At 64.3% G+C, this 18057-nt stretch carries 18 protein-coding genes and 1 tRNA gene; 9 read left to right on the forward strand and 10 right to left on the reverse strand.

Annotated features, from left to right (window positions below; genetic code table 11):
- Positions 1 to 23 precede the first annotated feature (23 nt).
- Together FJ964_RS03685 and rnd are read left to right on the forward strand one after the other, a co-directional pair.
- Complete coding sequence (locus FJ964_RS03685) at positions 24 to 1268, forward strand: MFS transporter (RefSeq protein WP_140549115.1); 1245 nt, start codon at positions 24 to 26, stop codon at positions 1266 to 1268.
- Between the two features lie 74 nt (positions 1269 to 1342).
- Positions 1343 to 2494, forward strand: a complete 1152-nt coding sequence (gene rnd / locus FJ964_RS03690) for a ribonuclease D (protein ID WP_140549116.1) — start codon at positions 1343 to 1345, stop codon at positions 2492 to 2494.
- Positions 2495 to 2527: 33 nt separating this feature from the next.
- On the opposite strand, the gene FJ964_RS03695 is transcribed toward rnd, so the two are convergent.
- From FJ964_RS03695 to FJ964_RS03715, 5 genes are all read right to left on the reverse strand, one after another.
- A complete protein-coding gene (locus FJ964_RS03695; RefSeq protein WP_140549117.1) occupies positions 2528 to 2947 on the reverse strand; it encodes an MAPEG family protein in 420 nt (139 codons plus the stop codon).
- Between the two features lie 28 nt (positions 2948 to 2975).
- Entirely contained in the window at positions 2976 to 3524 is a 549-nt protein-coding gene (locus FJ964_RS03700; protein WP_224717411.1) for a hypothetical protein, read from the reverse strand.
- Between the two features lie 31 nt (positions 3525 to 3555).
- The gene (guaB, locus tag FJ964_RS03705; protein WP_140494114.1) at positions 3556 to 5058 is read right to left on the reverse strand and encodes an IMP dehydrogenase; all 1503 of its coding nucleotides are present in this window, start codon (positions 5056 to 5058) and stop codon (positions 3556 to 3558) included.
- 137 nt (positions 5059 to 5195) lie between these two features.
- Positions 5196 to 5645 (reverse strand): PIN domain-containing protein, encoded by a 450-nt coding sequence (locus tag FJ964_RS03710; RefSeq protein WP_140549119.1) that lies wholly within the window; start codon positions 5643 to 5645, stop codon positions 5196 to 5198.
- Positions 5642 to 5887, reverse strand: a complete 246-nt coding sequence (locus FJ964_RS03715; RefSeq protein ID WP_140549120.1) for a type II toxin-antitoxin system prevent-host-death family antitoxin — start codon at positions 5885 to 5887, stop codon at positions 5642 to 5644. Before FJ964_RS03715 ends, FJ964_RS03710 begins: the two co-directional genes overlap by 4 nt.
- A gap of 210 nt (positions 5888 to 6097) precedes the next feature.
- Here FJ964_RS03715 and FJ964_RS03720 point away from each other — a divergent pair, with 210 nt between their 5' ends.
- Positions 6098 to 7519: an MFS transporter gene (locus FJ964_RS03720; RefSeq protein ID WP_140549121.1), complete on the forward strand. Its 1422-nt coding sequence runs from the start codon at positions 6098 to 6100 to the stop codon at positions 7517 to 7519.
- 161 nt (positions 7520 to 7680) lie between these two features.
- On the opposite strand, the gene FJ964_RS03725 is transcribed toward FJ964_RS03720, so the two are convergent.
- Positions 7681 to 8394, reverse strand: coding sequence for an RlmE family RNA methyltransferase (locus tag FJ964_RS03725; RefSeq protein ID WP_140549122.1), 714 nt, complete (start codon positions 8392 to 8394; stop codon positions 7681 to 7683).
- A 25-nt stretch (positions 8395 to 8419) separates the two neighbouring features.
- Positions 8420 to 9766: a Ppx/GppA phosphatase family protein gene (locus FJ964_RS03730; protein ID WP_140549123.1), complete on the reverse strand. Its 1347-nt coding sequence runs from the start codon at positions 9764 to 9766 to the stop codon at positions 8420 to 8422.
- A 401-nt stretch (positions 9767 to 10167) separates the two neighbouring features.
- Here FJ964_RS03730 and FJ964_RS03735 point away from each other — a divergent pair, with 401 nt between their 5' ends.
- The 5 genes from FJ964_RS03735 (at position 10168) to FJ964_RS03750 (ending at position 13297) form a co-directional block, all read left to right on the forward strand.
- Positions 10168 to 11100, forward strand: a complete 933-nt coding sequence (locus tag FJ964_RS03735; protein ID WP_140549124.1) for a lysylphosphatidylglycerol synthase domain-containing protein — start codon at positions 10168 to 10170, stop codon at positions 11098 to 11100.
- A gap of 123 nt (positions 11101 to 11223) precedes the next feature.
- Positions 11224 to 11297 (forward strand) — tRNA-Gln (locus FJ964_RS03740).
- Positions 11298 to 11449: 152 nt separating this feature from the next.
- Positions 11450 to 11944, forward strand: coding sequence for a hypothetical protein (locus FJ964_RS03745; protein WP_224713233.1), 495 nt, complete (start codon positions 11450 to 11452; stop codon positions 11942 to 11944).
- 62 nt (positions 11945 to 12006) lie between these two features.
- On the forward strand, positions 12007 to 12261 hold the full coding sequence (locus tag FJ964_RS30895) for a hypothetical protein (protein ID WP_181172348.1): 255 nt from the start codon (positions 12007 to 12009) through the stop codon (positions 12259 to 12261).
- A 166-nt stretch (positions 12262 to 12427) separates the two neighbouring features.
- Positions 12428 to 13297 (forward strand): L,D-transpeptidase, encoded by an 870-nt coding sequence (locus FJ964_RS03750; RefSeq protein ID WP_246676167.1) that lies wholly within the window; start codon positions 12428 to 12430, stop codon positions 13295 to 13297.
- A 96-nt stretch (positions 13298 to 13393) separates the two neighbouring features.
- Here FJ964_RS03750 and FJ964_RS03755 read toward each other — a convergent pair whose 3' ends face one another.
- Complete coding sequence (locus tag FJ964_RS03755) at positions 13394 to 14080, reverse strand: D-lyxose/D-mannose family sugar isomerase (RefSeq protein ID WP_140549125.1); 687 nt, start codon at positions 14078 to 14080, stop codon at positions 13394 to 13396.
- A 186-nt stretch (positions 14081 to 14266) separates the two neighbouring features.
- Here FJ964_RS03755 and FJ964_RS03760 point away from each other — a divergent pair, with 186 nt between their 5' ends.
- Positions 14267 to 15325: a D-TA family PLP-dependent enzyme gene (locus tag FJ964_RS03760; RefSeq protein WP_181172371.1), complete on the forward strand. Its 1059-nt coding sequence runs from the start codon at positions 14267 to 14269 to the stop codon at positions 15323 to 15325.
- A 24-nt stretch (positions 15326 to 15349) separates the two neighbouring features.
- Here the strand turns inward: FJ964_RS03760 and FJ964_RS03765 are convergent, their stop codons facing one another.
- Positions 15350 to 16114, reverse strand: a complete 765-nt coding sequence (locus FJ964_RS03765) for a heme ABC transporter permease (RefSeq protein ID WP_140549127.1) — start codon at positions 16112 to 16114, stop codon at positions 15350 to 15352.
- A 169-nt stretch (positions 16115 to 16283) separates the two neighbouring features.
- Entirely contained in the window at positions 16284 to 18056 is a 1773-nt protein-coding gene (locus tag FJ964_RS03770) for a glucan ABC transporter ATP-binding protein/ permease (RefSeq protein WP_140521731.1), read from the reverse strand.
- Position 18057 lies beyond the last annotated feature (1 nt).

An 18057-nucleotide genomic window follows, 5' to 3' on the forward strand; every position in this document is an offset into this window, starting at 1 on the left:
GATCACAGTCATGTGATCGCCTGATGTCCTCCATCCGTCCGCTGATCCCGCTCCTCATCGCCGCAGGCATCCTGCTCGGCGGCAATGGGCTGCAAAGCACGCTGATCGCGCTGCGCGGCGCGCAGGAAGGTTTTTCGGCTTCCGACATCGGCCTGATGGGCACGTTCTATTTCGCCGGCTTCCTGCTCGGCTGCCTAGCCGTCACCCGCATCCTGAAGGCGGTCGGCCATGTCAGGACCTTCTCGGCGCTGGCGGCGGCCGCATCGGCCGGCACATTGCTCCTGGTTCTGGTCATCGACCCGTTGATGTGGTGCGCGGTGCGTTTTGCCGGCGGCTTCTGCTTCGCCGGCCTGTTCACGGTGATGGAGGCCTGGCTCAACTCCGGGGTCAGCAACAAGGACCGCGCCCGCGTGCTTGCCATCTACCGCATGGTAGACATCGGCTCGGTCACCGGCGCGCAGTTCCTCATCCCGATCTTCGGCGCCGGTGGTTTCGCCATCTTCGCCATCATGTCGATGATGATCACGCTGTCGCTGGTGCCGGTGTCGCTCGGCGACCGCTCCAACCCGACGCCGCCGGAAGACGTCAAGCTCGACCTGGCGCGCGTCTGGCGGATCTCGCCGCTCGGCTGTTTCGGCTGCATCGCCGTCGGGGTCACCAACAGCGCGTTCCGCACGCTTTCGCCGGTCTATGCCGAGCAGATCGGCATGTCGGTCGCCGATGTCGTCACCTTCGTCAGCGTCGGAATATTCGGCGGCGCTCTCATCCAATACCCGTTGGGCTATCTCTCCGATCGCTGGGACCGGCGCTCGGTGCTGCTGGCGACGACCTGCTGCGCCATGCTGGCAGCACTGGCGCTGGCGTTCGTGGCGGGAGCCGACCCGTTTCTGAATTTCATCATCATCTTCATCTTCGGCTGTTTCGCCATGCCGCTCTACTCACTGTCGGCGGCGCATTCCAACGACCGCGCCGGCGCAGGCGAGTTCGTTCTGATCAACGCTGCCTTGATGCTGTTCTATTCCTTCGGCGCCATTGGCGGCCCTTTCGCCGCCTCGACGGCAATGCAGTATTTTGGCCCGAGCGCGCTCTTCGTGTTCAGCGCCCTTGTCTATGCGATCTTCATCGCCGTCATCCTCTATCGGATGCGGGCGCGGTCGGGCGTGCCGGCCGGCAAGCGCAGCCGCTTCACCGCGCTTTTGCGCACCTCGACGGTTTTCGCCCGGCTGGCGAGGAGAAACGGCGATCCGGACGGGACGGACGGACCGTGACGCAGCGCCAAAGCTTGACGAAAGCCTTTCCGGCTGAAATCTAGGAAGACCCTACTCCTGCCAAAAGCGATTTGATGCACGTCATCACCACCCAAAAAGAACTCGAGACCGTTCTCGCCGCTTTCGAAAAATCGGATTTCGTCACCGTCGACACCGAATTCATCCGGGAAACGACCTTCTGGCCGATCCTGTGCCTGATCCAGATGGCGGCGCCCGGCACAACGGCGCTGATCGATCCGCTGTCGCCAGACATCGACCTGAAGCCGTTTTTCAGGCTGATGGCCAACGAAGCTGTGGTCAAAGTCTTCCATGCCGCGCGGCAGGACATCGAAATCATCGTCCATCTCGGCGATCTCGTTCCCCATCCGGTGTTCGATACCCAGGTTGCGGCGATGGTCTGCGGGTTCGGCGACAGCGTTTCCTACGATCAGCTCGTGCAGCGCGTCACCGGCGCGCGGCTCGACAAGTCCTCGCGCTTCACCGACTGGCGCCACCGGCCGCTGTCCGAAAAGCAGCTCGATTATGCGCTTGCCGACGTCACCCATCTCATCGAGGTCTACCAGCATCTCAGCGCCGAACTCGAGCGGGAGAACCGCGCCCACTGGCTGAACGAGGAGATGGACGTCCTGACCTCGCGCGAAACCTACGATCCGCATCCGGAGGATGCCTGGAAGCGGCTGAAGATGCGGCTGCGCAAACCGCAGGAGCTGGCGATCGTGCAGGCCGTGGCGGCATGGCGCGAACGCGAGGCGCGCGAACGCGACGTACCCCGCGGCCGGGTGCTCAAGGACGACGCGATCTATGAGGTAGCCCAGCAGGCGCCGCGCGACGCGGCAGCGCTCGCCAAGCTGCGCACGACACCCAAGGGCTGGGAACGCTCCTCGACGGCGACGGCGCTGCTCGGCGCGGTCAACACCGCCCTTGCATTGCCCAAGGAGCAAATGCCGAAACTGCCGAAGACCTTCCAGCCACCGGAGGGCTCGAGTGCCGCCGCGGAACTGTTGAAGGTGCTGCTCAGGATCGTGGCCGAAAGGCAAGGCGTGGCCTCGAAGGTCCTGGCGTCCAGCGACGATATCGACCGTATCGCCGCCGAGGGCGAGGATGCCGACGTGCCCGCGCTGCAAGGCTGGCGCCGGGCCGTGTTCGGAGAGGCGGCGCTGAAGCTGGTACGCGGCGAGATCGGCATCAAGTTCGACAAGCGCAAAATAGCGGTATTCGATTTGTAGGCGGACGCCCCTGCCGCAAAGGGAGGGTACTGCTCAAACCACCCCGAGCAGATGCAGCGCGAACCAGATCCAGCCCAGCAAAAGAATCGCTGCCCCCAGGAAGAAAGACCGGCTGCGCAGGAGCAGATTGTTGCTGCTCAGGTGAACCCAGGCGTGAACATAGCGGGTCGCGACGAAGATCCACATCAGCGCCAGGGTCAAATAATTGACGCCGTTGGTCAGGTGCAGCATCAGGCACAGCACATAGAAAAGCACCGGCAGTTCGAACTGATTGCTGAGATTGCTGGCAACGGTCACGCAGGAGGCCGGCTCGGTCGAGCGCGCCTTGTACTGGCTGACTTTGGCTTCGCCCGATTCGATGGCGGCATATCTGCGCCGGGCCATGACGCCATAGACGATGTAGACCAGCAGCACGTGCGCCAGAATGGGCCAGAAAATCGATGTCTGGTTCATGAACCCTCCCCTGCCCGGTACCCACAGGTCAATTCTGTTTCTGGGCCACCAGCCAGAAGACGGCAATGATGATCACCGGAATTGCGAGCAGCGCGAATTTGGTGACGATCAGCGCCGAGGCGAGAGCCAAGGAATCGGGATTGGCCGACAGGAAATCCGACAGGAGGCGGGCCACGGCGATGTTCTGGGCGTAGTTGGCGATCGTGTAGGGCAGCACCAGGATCAGTGCGAAGATCGATTGTATCTGGCCCGGAAGCACGCGGAAATTCCTCAACCGCCTTCCCGTTGCCAGGATCAGACTGACCAGCGTCACCGACAACAGCGCGGGGAACAGAAGATCGAAGGTCAGATAGTGCCAGACCAGGATGATCTCGCCGCCGCGCCGGCCGAGCGCCGTCAGCCAGGCCATGCCTTCATCCGGCGTGAAGCCGAAAACGCGCATGTCGAGCGACGGCAAACCGCCGCTCAACTGGCGGAAATAGAAGAACTCCATGAGCGTCATGGCGATGAAAACCGCCACCGATGCGGTGCAAAGGGCGGCAGCGTGGCGCGACAGCCGCAGGATGGTCGCGGCCAAATTGCGCCAGAACGTGTCCTGGTCGGGCCGATCAGGCTCCGCCGGGATAGTTGGGGCTTTCGCGGGTGATCGTGACGTCATGGGCGTGGCTTTCACGAAGTCCGGCGTTGGATATGCGCACAAAGGTGGCGCGTTCGCGGAAATCGGCAAGGTCGCGGCCACCGACATAACCCATAGCGGCTTTCAGGCCGCCTGCAAGCTGGTGCAGCACGCCAGACACAGGTCCTTTGTAGGGAACCTGCCCTTCAATGCCTTCCGGCACCAGTTTCAGCGTGTCGCGAACCTCCGCCTGGAAATATCGGTCGGCCGAGCCGCGCGCCATGGCGCCGACCGAACCCATGCCCCGATAAGCCTTGAACGAGCGGCCCTGGTGCAGATAGACCTCGCCGGGGCTTTCGTCGGTGCCGGCAAGCAGCGAGCCGATCATGGCGGCACTGGCGCCGGCGGCAAGCGCCTTGGCCAGATCGCCGGAATATTTGATGCCGCCATCGGCGATCACCGAGGCGCCCGATTTGTGCGCGGTCTCCACCGCCGACATAATGGCCGAAAGCTGCGGCACGCCGACGCCGGCGACGATGCGGGTGGTGCAGATGGAGCCGGGGCCGATGCCGACCTTGACGGCATCGGCGCCGGCGTCGATCAGCGCCTGGGTGCCCTCGGCGGTGGCGACGTTGCCGGCCAGGATACGCACGGAATTGGAGAGTTTTTTCGCCCGCGTGACAGCGTCAAGGACGCGCTGCGAATGGCCATGCGCGGTGTCGATGACCAGAAGGTCGACGCCTGCCTCGATCAGGCGCTCGGCGCGCTCGAAACCGTCGTCGCCGACGCTGGTGGCGGCGGCCGCGCGCAGACGCCCCTGGGCGTCCTTGGTGGCATGCGGGTTGAGCTGCGATTTCTCGATGTCCTTGACGGTGATCAGGCCGACGCAATTGCCCTGCTTGTCGACGACGACGAGCTTTTCGATGCGATGCTGATGCAGAAGCCGCTTGGCCTCGTCCTGGTCGACATTCTCCTTGACCGTGATCAGGTTCTCACGGGTCATCAATTCGTAGACCTTCTGCGCCGGATCGGAGGCGAAGCGCACGTCCCGGTTGGTCAGGATGCCGACCAGCCGGCCGCTCTTGTGGCCGCCGGAGCCGCCATTCTCGACAACCGGAATGCCCGAGATCGAGTAGGTGCGCATCAGCGACAACGCGTCGGCGAGCGTCGCGTCGGGACCGATGGTGACCGGGTTGACCACCATGCCGGATTCGAATTTCTTCACCTGCCGCACCTGCTCGGCCTGCTCGGCCGGCGAGAAATTGCGGTGGATGACGCCGATGCCGCCGGCCTGCGCCATGGCGATGGCGAGCCTTGCCTCGGTGACGGTGTCCATGGCCGCCGACAGGATCGGCACGTTGAGGTCGATGTCGCCGGCGATGCGGGTGCGGATGTCGGTCTGGCCAGGCATGACCTCGGAGTGGCCGGGCTGCAAAAGCACGTCGTCAAAGGTGAGCGCCAGCGCGCCGGTGGACGTTTCGATGATTTTTGCCATGGCCAGCCCTTTGAATGCGGAAAAAGCGCTGGACCGGGATGGACAGCGCGACTCTCTTCTTCCCTTTCAGGATTGGCGGTGGCTGGTACCACGTCCCGGCCCGGAAGAAAAGCCGATCGTTGCGGACGCTTCAGCTTCTATTGCGAACCAAGGAAAGCGTCCAGCAAAGCGTGGCGCGGCGATGCAAAGGGATTGACGACGGTTACACCGCCCCAGGTAAAGCTGTCCTGCAGGTCTTCCGACAGAAGCAGCCGGCAACCCATTTGGGATGCAGCCGAAAGAATGACGGCATCCCAGATGCCGAAGCGATGGTCCGCCGCAAGATCGACAGCCATCGTCATCATCTCCGGCGTCGTCCCGGCAACCGGGAACGCGTCGCGCCAGCTAAGCAGCGCATCCCGAGCCTCCTGGCGCGACCTTCCGGCCTTACGGACGAGGACATTGAACAGTTCACCCAGGACCTGGACCGGAACAATGGCAGCATCTTGTGGAACCTTGCGCAGCAGTTCGAGAACCTGGTCGCGTTTGTCTATGTTGTTAACGCCCTCTGCGTAGGCAAGAATGTTGGTGTCGAGCGCGACCCTCACAGGTCATCCTCGTAGAGCTCATCGCGGGTCCAGCGTCCTGCATTGGCAATCGGCTGCCGTTCGAGCCGCGACAGCAATGCCGCCCGCGAGCGGGAGGCCACGCCCTCGTGCCTCTCCGCAGGCACGATCCGTGCCACCGGCCGGCCATGGCTTGTCACGACATAGCTCTGACCCTCGCGTACCTCACGCAGGATGCGAGAAAATCTGCGATTGGCATCGGCTGCCGAAACGGCCTCTTCCATAATCATAACGCCCTGTAGTTATTTTCACTACAATAGTGATAGTGTCCGCTTTTTGCAAGCGATTGTGTATCGCAGCCGCCACCGGAGGTTGCGGTCTCATAAAAGTGACAGCAATTTAACACGACATTGGTGTCCAGCCGTGATAACCGCCCTGCCTGCCGGCAAACTCCCGGTCGGCAACATCTGGAAATCAAGCCCGGACGCGTTCCTTTGAACCGAACCATTCCGCTCATATTGGCGGTCGCTCTATTCATGGAAAACATGGATTCGACCGTCATCGCGACATCGCTGCCGGCGATCGCCCTCGACATCCACACCAGCCCGATCGCGCTCAAGCTGGCGTTGACCTCCTATCTTGTGTCGCTGGCGATCTTCATTCCGATCAGCGGCTGGATGGCGGATCGCTTCGGCGCCAAGAACGTTTTCCGCGCCGCGATCGCGGTGTTCATCGTCGGTTCGGTCGCCTGCGCTGTTTCGGGCTCGCTGCCGGCCTTCGTGGTGTCGCGTTTCCTGCAAGGCATAGGAGGCGCCATGATGACGCCGGTCGGGCGCCTGGTGCTGGTGCGCGCCACGCCCAAGAGCGAACTTGTCGCGGCGATGTCCTGGCTGACCGTGCCGGCATTGGTGGGCCCGCTGGTCGGACCGCCGATCGGCGGCTTCATCACCACCTACTTCACCTGGCACTGGATCTTCCTGATCAATGTGCCGATCGGCCTGATCGGCATCTGGCTGGCCACCCGCTTCCTGCCTGAAACCGAATCGATGGAGACGCCGCCGCTCGATTTCATCGGCTTCGTGCTGAGCGGGCTGGCGGCGTCCGGCGTCGTGTTCGGCCTGTCAGTGATCAGCTTGCCCTATCTGCCGCCGGCGACCGGCTTCATCACCGTGGGCGTCGGGCTGGTGTCGGGCGCTCTCTACCTCATGCATGCGCGCCGTGCCAGGAACCCCCTTCTGGCGCTCGACTTGTTCCGCAACCAGGTATTCCGCTCCTCGGTGCTTGGCGGCGGACTGTTTCGCATCGGCATCGGCGCCGTGCCGTTCCTGCTGCCGCTGATGTTCCAGATCGGTTTCGGGCTGACGCCGTTCCAGTCCGGCATGATAACCTTCGTCTCGGCGATCGGCGCCATCGGCATGAAATTCGTCACAGCGCTGATCTTCCGCGTCGTCGGCTTTCGTCGCGTGCTGATCGTCGGCTCGCTGGTGGCTGCCGCGTCGATCGCCGTCAACGGGCTGTTCACGCCCGACACGCCCTATCTCCTGATGCTCGCCATGCTTTTGGTCGGCGGCTTCATCCGCTCGATGTTCTTCACCGGCATCAACGCCCTCGCCTACGCGGAGGTTTCGGCCGAGGACACGAGCAAGGCAACGCCGATCGCCGCCGTGTTCCAGCAACTGTCGATCGCGCTCGGCGTGGCGGTTGCCGGCGGCATCCTGGAAATATCGACAAGCATCCATGGCAGGTCGCTGACACTGGCCGATTTCCACACCGCCTTCTTCATCGTCGCGGCAATTTCCGCCGCCGCATCGCTGTCGTTCATGCGGCTCGCGCCCGATGCCGGCAACGCCGTCTCGGGCCACGGCCGCCTGACCATGCCCAAGCCGCTGGAACCGGTGAGGTCGCCGGGCGAGTGAGCTTTTCCCTTCTCCCCTTGTGGGAGAAAGTGGATCAGCGCGCAGCGCCGAGACGGTTGAGGGTGTTCCAGCGGAGTGAGACATTGGCGTTCCCTGGAACACCCCTCATCCGACCTCGCTGCGCGAGGCCACCTTCTCCCACAAGGGGAGAAGGGAAGACGCTACTCGCGGCCCGCCTCTCTTCCTTTGAAATCCTTCGCCAGTAGATACAGCTCCACCGACTCATCGCGCGACGCAGGCGGCTTGACGTGGTGGACGGAGCGGAAATTCTTCTTCAGCATCGAGAGCAGCTCGTTTTCGGCGCCGCCCTGGAACGTCTTGGCCAGGAAATGTCCGCCCGGCTTCAGCACTGACAGCGCGAAATCGGCCGCGACCTCGCACAGATGCATGGTGCGGATGTGGTCGGTTCGCTTGTGGCCGGTGGTGGGCGCCGCCATGTCGGACAGCACGACGTCGGGATCGCCGCCGAGCGCCTCGGCTAGCTTCCGCGGCGCCTCGGGATCGAGGAAATCCATCAACAGCACCGGCGCGCCGGGCACCGCATCCATCTCGAGATAGTCGATGCCGACGACATGCGGATTTTCCGCGGTCGATTTGGTCCGCGCGGCCGCGACCTGGCACCAGCCGCCGGGGGCCGCACCAAGGTCGATCACCTTCATGCCGGGTTTCAGCAGATGGTGCTTGTCGTCGATCTCGATCAGCTTGTAGGCCGCGCGCGAGCGGTAGCCGTCGGCCTTGGAGCGTTGGACGTAGGGATCGTTGATGTGACGCTGCAGCCAGCGGCGCGACGATTCCTTAAGCCCGCTTTTCTTCTTGATCCGCGTCTTCAGCACGCGAATGCCGGCCGAGCCCGGCTTTTCCGGTTTCTTGGTCATTGGTTGATTTCTGTTTTGAGCGGGATCACGTCCTGCCGCGTCCATCGTTGCGCCAGACGCCGTCATCGGCCATCAGCTCGCTCAATATGCCCTCGCGCAGGCCACGGTCGGCGACGCGCAGCCGCTCCGACGGCCACACGGCGCGGATCGCTTCCAGGATGGCGCAGCCGGCCAGCACGAGGTCGGCGCGGTCGGCGCCGATGCAGGGGTTGGCGACGCGCTGCTGGAAATCCCAGCCGACCAGCTTTTCGACCATGCGGTCGACGCTGTCCCTGTCCATCCACAGGCCGTCGACGCGGCGGCGGTCGTAGCGTTCGAGATCGAGATGGACGCCGGCCAGCGTCGTCACCGTTCCGGAAGTGCCCAGCAGATGAAAGTTCGGGCTGGCCTTGAGGTGGCTTAGCCTGTCACGCCCGTCGAAGGCGGCGAGCCGGGCCGCGACGTCGTCGACCATGGCGCCAAAAATTTCGCGCGTCACCGTGCGGCCGCCGAAACGCTCGGCCAGCGAGACGACGCCGACCGGCAGCGACGTCCACGACACGATGTGGTTGGCAAGCCGCGGCGAGCGGCGGCCGGTGAGATCGATCAGCGCGATCTCGGAGGAGCCGCCGCCGATGTCGAACAGCACGACGCCCTGCGTGTCGCGCTCGACCAGCGAACCGCAGCCTGATACCGCGAGCCGGGCTTCGGTCTGCCGGTCGATGATTTCGAGCTTAAGGCCCGCCTCGCGCTCGACGCGCTCCAGGAACTCGACGCCGTTCGCCGCCGAGCGGCAGGCCTCGGTGGCGATCAGCCGCGCCTTCCTGATCTTGCGGTTGCGCAGTTTCTCGCCGCAGACCTTCAGGGCCTCGACCGCGCGGTCCATCGCCGGTTGGCCGAGCCGGCCATTGGCCGTGAGCCCCTCGCCCAGGCGCACGATGCGCGAAAAGGCGTCGATGACGCGAAACTGGCCATGACGCGCCGGCACGGCGACCAGCAGCCGGCAATTGTTGGTGCCGAGATCGAGCGCGGCGAATACCGGCAATTCCGGCATCGGCGGCCGACGAGCCCCAGGTTCGGGCCGCGCCACCGCGATGGGCGGCGAGGCTATGCCTGCGGGTGCAGGCGTCGCGCCAGGGCCGGGCGCCGGCGCTCCGTTCACCGCGGGACGAACACCGTCGCGCGCAAAAACCTTGCGCCCGCGCCTGCGTTTGCGCCTTTTCTTGGGCTTGCCCTTTTGATGATGGTTCGCGTCGCTCGCCTGCCCGTCGGCGGAGCGTGGCTCCGTCGGGCGGCGTTGCTGCCATTTGGCGGTCCCCGGGCCTGCCGGCCCCGGGGAAGCGCTGGACGCCCCCACCTCCGGCGCGCCGGCGCCGGTGTCGCGGTCTTCCACTGTCGTTCCTTCCGGCGCCGCGCGAACCGGCGAACGGACGCAGCAGGCGCTTCTTTGTTTCAAGTTGCCGCCAGACTAACAGCGCCGGCCCGGATCACCAAGTGCCGCGTGGCACGAATTTTGCCGGCTGTCCGCAAACCGCCTGCTGCCGCGTCTTACGCAAAGTGGGAGCAAACAGCGACTTTCAGCACAAATGCATGCGGGGACGGCCGCATGGCCGGGCCGATATTCCCGCTCGGTTGCCGATTTTCCGGCTCTTGCCAGAGCGGCAAGGCCCGGCGGTTGAATAGCCGGCTTCGATGAGGCATTTCTGAAATGAGGGGGCAAAGCGATCGGAATCGCCGACCGCTTTCCCGCAATGACAGCGAAGGAAACGGACCGCAACGCATGGCAATCAGGCAATGAACTGGAGACGCTATTTCTGGCCGGTCGTCGGCATCGGGGCGGTGATTTTCTCGCTCCTGCTGCTCTGGCACGAATTGCGCGGCATTTCGCTCGACGATGTCTGGGACGGTATTGCGGCGATCCCGGCGAGCGGCTGGATCCTGGCGGGGCTGAGCTCGGTTGTCGCCTATGCCTCGCTCGCCGGCTACGACCACATCGCGCTCCTGCATATCGGCAAACGCGTGTCGTGGCTGTTCGTCACGCTGTGCTCCTTCACCACCTACGCGCTGTCGCACAACATCGGCGGCTCGGTGTTTTCGGGCGCCGTCATTCGCTACCGCGCCTACGGCACGAGGGGATTGAGCGGACAGGATGTCGGCGTGCTGGTGGCGATCTGCTGGATTACTTTCGTGCTGTCGACCGTACTTGCCTCCGGCCTCGTTCTGGTGTTCGAGCCGCAGATCATCGATCGCTTCTCGGGCATTGCCCATCACGGCCTGTCGCGTGCTGCGGGCATCGTCATGCTTGCCGTCGTCGCCGCCTACATCTTCGGCAGCTGGCTGCATCTGAGGCCGCTCAAGATCGGCAGCTTTCAGATTCACTATCCGGCGCTGCCGATCGTGGCGCGGCAATTGCTGATCGGCCCGATTGAGCTCCTGGCGGCAGCCGCGATCATCTTCTTTGCCCTACCTGGAACCCATAACCCCGGTTATTTCGTGGTGCTCGGCGTGTTCCTCGTCTCCTTCTCGATCGCGCAGATCTCGCATGCGCCGGGCGGGCTGGGCGTGTTCGAGGTGGTGTTCCTGGCCGGGCTCTCCGACATGGACCGGGTGGGCGTGCTGGCGGCCCTGCTGGTGTTCCGGCTGTTTTATCTCATCGTCCCGCTGTTTCTGGGCCTGGGCATCGTGCTCTACTTCGAGCGCTCGCAGTTCGGGCGGACAGGGAGCTGAGGCGCCGCGCCGAAACATCACAATTGAAACACCGGCAGGCTTGACTATTTTCCGCTGGCGGCTACAAGGCAGCGCTCACAGCGGTTCGCCCGCTCGGCCCGCGCGGTTCATGACCGCGCCTGCTGGGGAATAGGTTAACGGTAGACCCACGGACTCTGACTCCGTTAGTCCTGGTTCGAATCCAGGTTCCCCAGCCAGCTTCACTCTCACCGTCCGCACCAGACCAACCAGCCTGATCCGTCCGTCTCGCGATCAAACAGGCAGCCCGATCATCACAGGTTGAAATATCGGGGCGGCCTCTTACCTCCGTGAAGGGCGGGCGAACAATCCAGCAGATCGGAGAGCGGTTTTGGCGTCTCGCGGGATTCGACTACCGGCTATCCTGTTTCTTCTCACCGGCATGGTCACGCTCTGGTCCTGCGTCGTTCCCGACGATACGTCCAAGCTTGCGAAAGAGGATCCCACGACGGCAGCCGCCCAAAAGGAAATGGTCGGTCTCAGCGAAGCGGATCTGCGAATGTGCGCGGGGTTCCCCACCGCCACCGCCGACGAAGGAGCATCGGGACAAATCTGGAGCTACGAGCGCGCGGTGCAGCGGGGCAATGTCAATGTCGTGCTTCCTACCTTCGCGGTGGGCCCTATCCCTTCCGTTGGCGGTTCGTTGAATGTCGCTCCGGGCGGTTATTGCAACACACAGGTGCGCATCGTCGATGGCCGTGTGGCTGAGGTGGCCTATGCCGGCGACAACAACCTTCCAAACCGCCGCGATGGGCTGTGTGTCAGCGCCGTCGACGCATGCGTCGTCTATGCACGCAAACAAAACAAGGCCAGGCTTGGCAGTTGAGGGGCGTTCGGCACCGGCGCGGTGAGCCCGGCGTTGCCATAGGCGCTGCACGGGCTGGTGCAATGCGTGACATGGCGCGGCGAGAGCGACGCGTTGCCGGCACTGCAGGCAAGGTTGGCCAAGGCGGATGTGCCGATCAGTTCGTCATGCCCGTGCAGGACGAGCGTGCAGCCGGCGCCGAACTGCTGCCGTTGAGGCCTATCGACACATGCATCCGCGACGACCGGGCGCTCCTGATCCGAGTTCGCTTGCTGGCAGTCGGTGATCGCGACCCGGGTGCAGAGGAATGGAACCAGATCGATCCTGCAACGTCATAGAAGCAGGTGCTCATGCAGGAGTGTGACGTCGATGACCAGGCTCCTTCTCGTCGCGGCGGTTGTGCTTGCCATGGCGTGCGGCGTATCAGCGGCGGCAAAGCTGGATGCCGCAACCGTCAACAACGCGCAATTCGACGACAGCGAAGCAAAAGGCGTCAGTGCGACCGTGCTGAAGGCGCAAATCCTTCTGGATCGAGCACGCTTCTCGCCGGGCCTGATCGACGGCCGCGCCGCAGAGAACTTTGCCAAGGCGGTCCGGGCATTTCAGGCGGCCAACGGGTTGCCTGCCGATGGCAAGCTCACGCGCGAGACCTGGGACAAGCTGGCCGCGACGTCCCCGAGCCCGGTGCTCGAGACCTACGAGTTGACGCGCAAGGATGTGCGCGGACCGTTTACCAGGCGAATTCCGGCGCGCATGGAGAGAATGGCCCGCCTGCGCCGGCTCGGCTACCACAACGCGGCGGAAAAAATAGCGGAGCGCTTCCACGTCAGCCAACAATTGCTTCAACGGCTCAACCCCGGCGTCGGCTTCAGGAAGGCCGGGCAAAAGGTGCTGGTGCCTGCCGTCACCCGAGGCGATCCGCCCGCAGGTGTTGCTGACGTCGAGGTCGACAAGGGCGCCCGCCAGCTGCGCGTGCGCGACCCTTCCGGCAAAGTGCTTGCGGTGTACCCCGCCTCGATCGGCAGCCAGGAGAAGCCGGCGCCGAGCGGCCAAGCGGAGGTCAAACGCGTGGTGCACAACCCAACCTATCACTACGATCCCGACTTCGCCTTCAAGGGGGTGAGGACCAAACGCCCCTTCACGATCGCCGCCGGGCCAAACAATCCGGTGGGTTCGGTCTGGATCGATTTGTCCATCGAAAGTTACGGCATTCACGGGACACCCGACCCAAGCAAGATCGGGAAAACCTTCTCGCATGGCTGCATCAGGCTGACCAATTGGGACGCCGAAGACCTCGCCTCCGAAGCGCACGAAGGCACGAAGGTCATCTTCACCGGCGAGCCGGTGGGATCAATCACCCAGGGATCGCCGTAGCGGCATCCCGGGAGCGACTCGCTTCGACTTGGCTGCTGTCCCTAAGGCGCTGCCACCTTGACCGTCAGCCGGCCGGCGCCTCAATTCACGGCTGATCTACCCCAGCCACTTCTCATAGTCGGATACCAGCAGGTGCAGCGGGGCGACGTCCTCGTCGATGTCTGCGAAGCGGCCGATCGGCTCGCGAAACACGTTGTCGGTGAGATCGTCATTGACGGTCGACACCTCGCCGATCAGCACGTCCTTGCCTTCGGCCCAGAAGGCATGCCAGACACCGGGCAGCAGCGTGACGCTCTGGCCCGGATCAAGCTTCAGCAGCCCGCCCGCCGGCAACCGGTGGATGGTTCCGTCGACCGGCACCGACACCTCGGCCTTGGGATCGATGCCGCCGTCGCGATCGTGCATGAACAGTTCCAGCACCAGCTTGCCGCCGCCACGGTTGATGATGTCCTCGGCCTTGATGTTGTGGCGGTGCATCGGCGACAGCTGGTCCTTGCGCGAGATCATGATCTTCTCGGCATAGAGCATGCCCATGCCCTTCTTCATGTCCTCGTAGCGGCCGTTGCGCACGGTGAACAGGAACAGGCCGAGCTCCTTGAACTTCTCCTGGCCGTAATCGGTGATGTCCCAGCCGAGCCGTGAGGTGAAGATCGCAGAGGAATCGGCCTGGCGCGCCTTCATCTCTTCCGGCGGCCAATAGGCGAAGGGCGGCATGATGTAGCCGAACGAGCGGATGAAAGCGTCGGCTTCGCGGATGATGTCGTTGATGGCGGAGCGTTTCATGATCGTGGTCCTCGTGTCGACTTTTCCGACAAATCGCATAGCCGAACGGCGATGCGGTGTCGATCCGTATTGCCCCGCCCCGGCTTGCGGCCGGGACGCATGGAACCACGGATCCGCTCGGCTGGCCGGGTGACACAAGGCACTTTCAGGGCCATAACCGCTGCGGATTCCACAGGGTGACAGATGATGCCGACCATCCACGACCTCGATACGCCATCGATCCTGATCGATGCCGCGCGCGCCGAAGCCAATATTGCCCGCGCGCAGGCGCATGCCGACCGTCACGGGTTGAAGCTCAGGCCGCACATCAAGACCCACAAGCTGCCTTATTGGGCGAAGAAGCAGGTCGCCGCGGGCGCGGTCGGCATCACCTGCCAGAAGATCGGCGAGGCCGAGGTGATGGCCGATGCCGGGCTGACCGACATTTTTCTCCCCTACAACATCCTTGGCCGCGCCAAGCTGGAGCGGCTGAAGGCGCTGCATGGGCGCGTCACCCTATCGGTGACGGCGGACAGCATGGAGACGATCGAAGGCTTGGCCGCCACCTTCACCGATGCCGGCCATCCCCTGCCGGTCCTGGTCGAGTGCGACACCGGCATGGGCCGCTGCGGCGTGCAGACGGCTGGAGAAGCGATCGGGCTGGCAAGACAGATCGACACGGCAAAGGGCCTCGCCTTTGGCGGGCTGATGACCTATCCGGCCGCGGGCCGTGCGGCGGAGGCCGAGGTCTGGCTCGCCGACGCCAGGCAGGCGCTGGCCTCGTGCGGCTTTGCCTGCGAGCGCGTCTCCAGCGGCGGCACGCCGGACATGTGGCGCTCCGGCGAAGACAGCGTCGTCACGGAATACCGCCCCGGTACCTACATCTATCTCGACCGCTACCAGGTCGCCAAGGGCGTCGGCAGTCTCGACGATTGCGCGCTGACAGTGCTGTCGACCGTGGTCAGCCATCCAACGGCGACGCGTGCCATCCTCGACGCCGGCAGCAAGGCGCTGTCGAGCGACACGCTGGGGCTCGCCGATTTCGGTGAGCTGCTCGGCGTTGCGGGAGCGCGGGTGACGGGCTTGAGCGAGGAACACGGCACGGTCACGCTGTCGGGCGATGGCAAGCTTCGCATCGGCGAGCGCGTGCGCGTGGTGCCCGATCATTGCTGCGTGGTGACAAACCTGTTCAATGAGGTCAATTTGATCGACGGCGAGACGGTGCTGGAAACCCTGCCGGTGGCCGCGCGCGGGCGGATGGGATGACTTCTTTGGCCAGGCGCGGGTGATTCAAGCCGGCTGACGCTCAGCCTGCCGGGCCGCGACCCGCCGCATGGCGATGACCCGCCGCCGGCGGATTTCGGTACGCATCGCCATCAGGTGCAGCGCGAAGAACAGCACCGTGAAGCCGATGGCCATCACCAGCAGCGGCCACAGCATCGAGGGGTCGATGGTCGATCCGCCCATGCGGAACACCGAGGCCGGCTGATGCAGCGTGTTCCACCAATCGACCGAGAATTTTATGATCGGGATGTTGATGAAGCCGACCAGCGTGATGATGGCGGCGGCCCAGGCGGCGCGGCCGGCGTCATCGAGCGCGCGGGTCAGCGCGATGATGCCGAGATACATCAGGAACAGCACGAAAACCGAAGTCAGCCGCGCGTCCCACACCCACCAGGTGCCCCACATCGGCTTGCCCCAGATCGAACCGGTGATCAGCGCCAGCGCGGTGAAGACGGCACCGATGGGGGCCGCCGATTTCAATGCGACATCGGCCAGCGGATGGCGCCAGACCAATGTGCCGAGCGCCGAGAGCGCCATCAGCGTGTAGCACATCATGGCCAACCAGGCGAAAGGCACATGGATGTACATGATGCGGACGGTGATGCCTTGCTGGAAGTCCTCGGGCGCGGTGAAGCTCATATAGAGCCCGGCGGCAAGGATCAGCGCCGCAATCGTCGCCAGCCACGGCACGACCCGGTCGGCAAGCGCCACGAACCGTGTCGGGTTGGCAAGATCGGTCCAGCCGCTCAGGCGTGAAGTGCTGTCGCTCATGCCGCTTTAAATAGCCCGGCTATGCGTCTGGGGCAATCGAGGGAGTGTCGCAGGCCTTGTCACCTCCCCTTTGTGGGAGGGTCGCTGCGAAGCAGCGGGGTGGCGGTGGCGGCGCTCCCCCACCGGACCTTCGGTCCGACCTCCCACGAGGGGAGGTAAAAGAACCCGCTCAGGCGGCCTCGCCCTGTATCGAGCGGCTGAGGCGGCGGACCTCTTCGTCGTTGAGCAGGCCGCCCGCGCGCAGCAGGCTGGCGAAACGGCCGTTGCGCAGCGACAGTTCGGCGAAGCCGCCCATTTCGACCACCCTGCCCTTGTCCATGAACACGACCAGATCGGCGTCGCGGACGGTGGTCAGGCGGTGGGCGATGATGAAGGTGGTGCGGTCGCGGCGCAACTCGTCGATCGCTTCCTTGACGCGGTCTTCTGTCTCGACGTCGAGCGCGCTGGTCGCCTCATCCAGCACCAGGATCGGAGCATCCTTCAGCACGGCGCGGGCAATGGCGATGCGCTGGCGCTCACCGCCGGACAACTGGCCGCCGCGTTCGCCGACCACCGTGTCGTAGCCATTGCTCTTGGCCAGGATGAAGTCCTGTGCGGCAGCCGCGTCGGCGGCGGCATGGATCTCGTCGTTGGTCGCATCGGAGCGGCCGACGCGGATGTTGTCCTCGATCGAGCGGTTGAGCAGGCCGGCATCCTGGAACACGGTGGCGATCGAATGGCGCAGCGACTTGCGGGTCACGGTGCGGGTGTCGATGCCGTCGATCAGGATACGACCGGTGGACGGCGAGAAGACGCGCTGCAACAGATTGATGAGCGTGGTCTTGCCGGCGCCGGTCGGCCCAACGATGGCTACGGTCTGGCCCGCCTGGACCTCGAACGAGACGTCGTGGATACCCTGCCCCGAATTGGCGAATTCGAAGCCGACATTCTCGAAACGGACATGGCCTGTGACGTTGGTGAGATCGCGCAGCCCGTCCGGTTCGGCGGCGTCGGCCGCCGAGTCCTCGAGATGGTAGAAATCCTCGAGCTTGGCGCGGGCCTCCGAAATCTGGTTGGCGAATGCCGACATCTGGTCGAGACGGGCGATCAGCAGCGTTGCAAAACCGGTGAAGGCGATGACGTCGCCGATGCGCAGCTGGCCGTGGGTGACCAGATAGGCGCCGATCAAAAGCACCACCATCATCGAAATCGTCGACGACAGGCGATGCAGTGCGTTGGCCATGGCCCACCAGTCGAGCACAGGGTTCTGCGCATCGAGCAGGTTCTTGACATAACGGCGCAGCGTATCGGCCTCATGGCCGAGGCGGTTGTAGCTCTGCAAAACGGCGACGTTGCTGACCGAGTCCGTCACATGGGCGAATACGGTGTGATAGTGGCGCTCCACGGCGGCCTGGCCCGCCTTGGTCCGCTTCATCACCAGCCGGCCGATGCCAACATAGAGCACGCCAAGCGCCAGCAGCACCATCGACATGCGCACGTCCATGCTGAGCGCGGTCGGGATCAGCAGGAACAGCGCGACGGCGGTGGACAGATGCTGGCGCATGAATTCGAGCCAGAGGCTGAACAAGGTCTCCACGGCACGCAGCAGCGTGTGCAGGGAATTGGACGTGCCGCGCTGGTGATGCCAGGCGAGCGGCATGGTTATGACGCGCTCGAAGGAGTCGCAGAGCACTTCGCTGCGCCGGGCGTGGGCGAAGCGGTCGGCGCCCCGAGCCACAAGAACGAATGCGATGATGTTGAAGGCGCCGAGGCCGGCCCAGAGGGCGAGCGTCGAAAAGACGGAGCCGTGTGCGGAAATCGCGTCGATCACGCGACCGAACATGATCGGCTCCAGGATGGCGATGATGGCCAGCGCGACATTGGCCGAGCAGATCAGCGCCACGCGTTTCCTGTCAGCTGCCAAATAACCGAGCGCTCGCCAGTAGATTTGCAGAAGGGACACT

Source organism: Mesorhizobium sp. B2-3-2 (assembly GCF_006442295.1).
Lineage (GTDB): Bacteria > Pseudomonadota > Alphaproteobacteria > Rhizobiales > Rhizobiaceae > Mesorhizobium.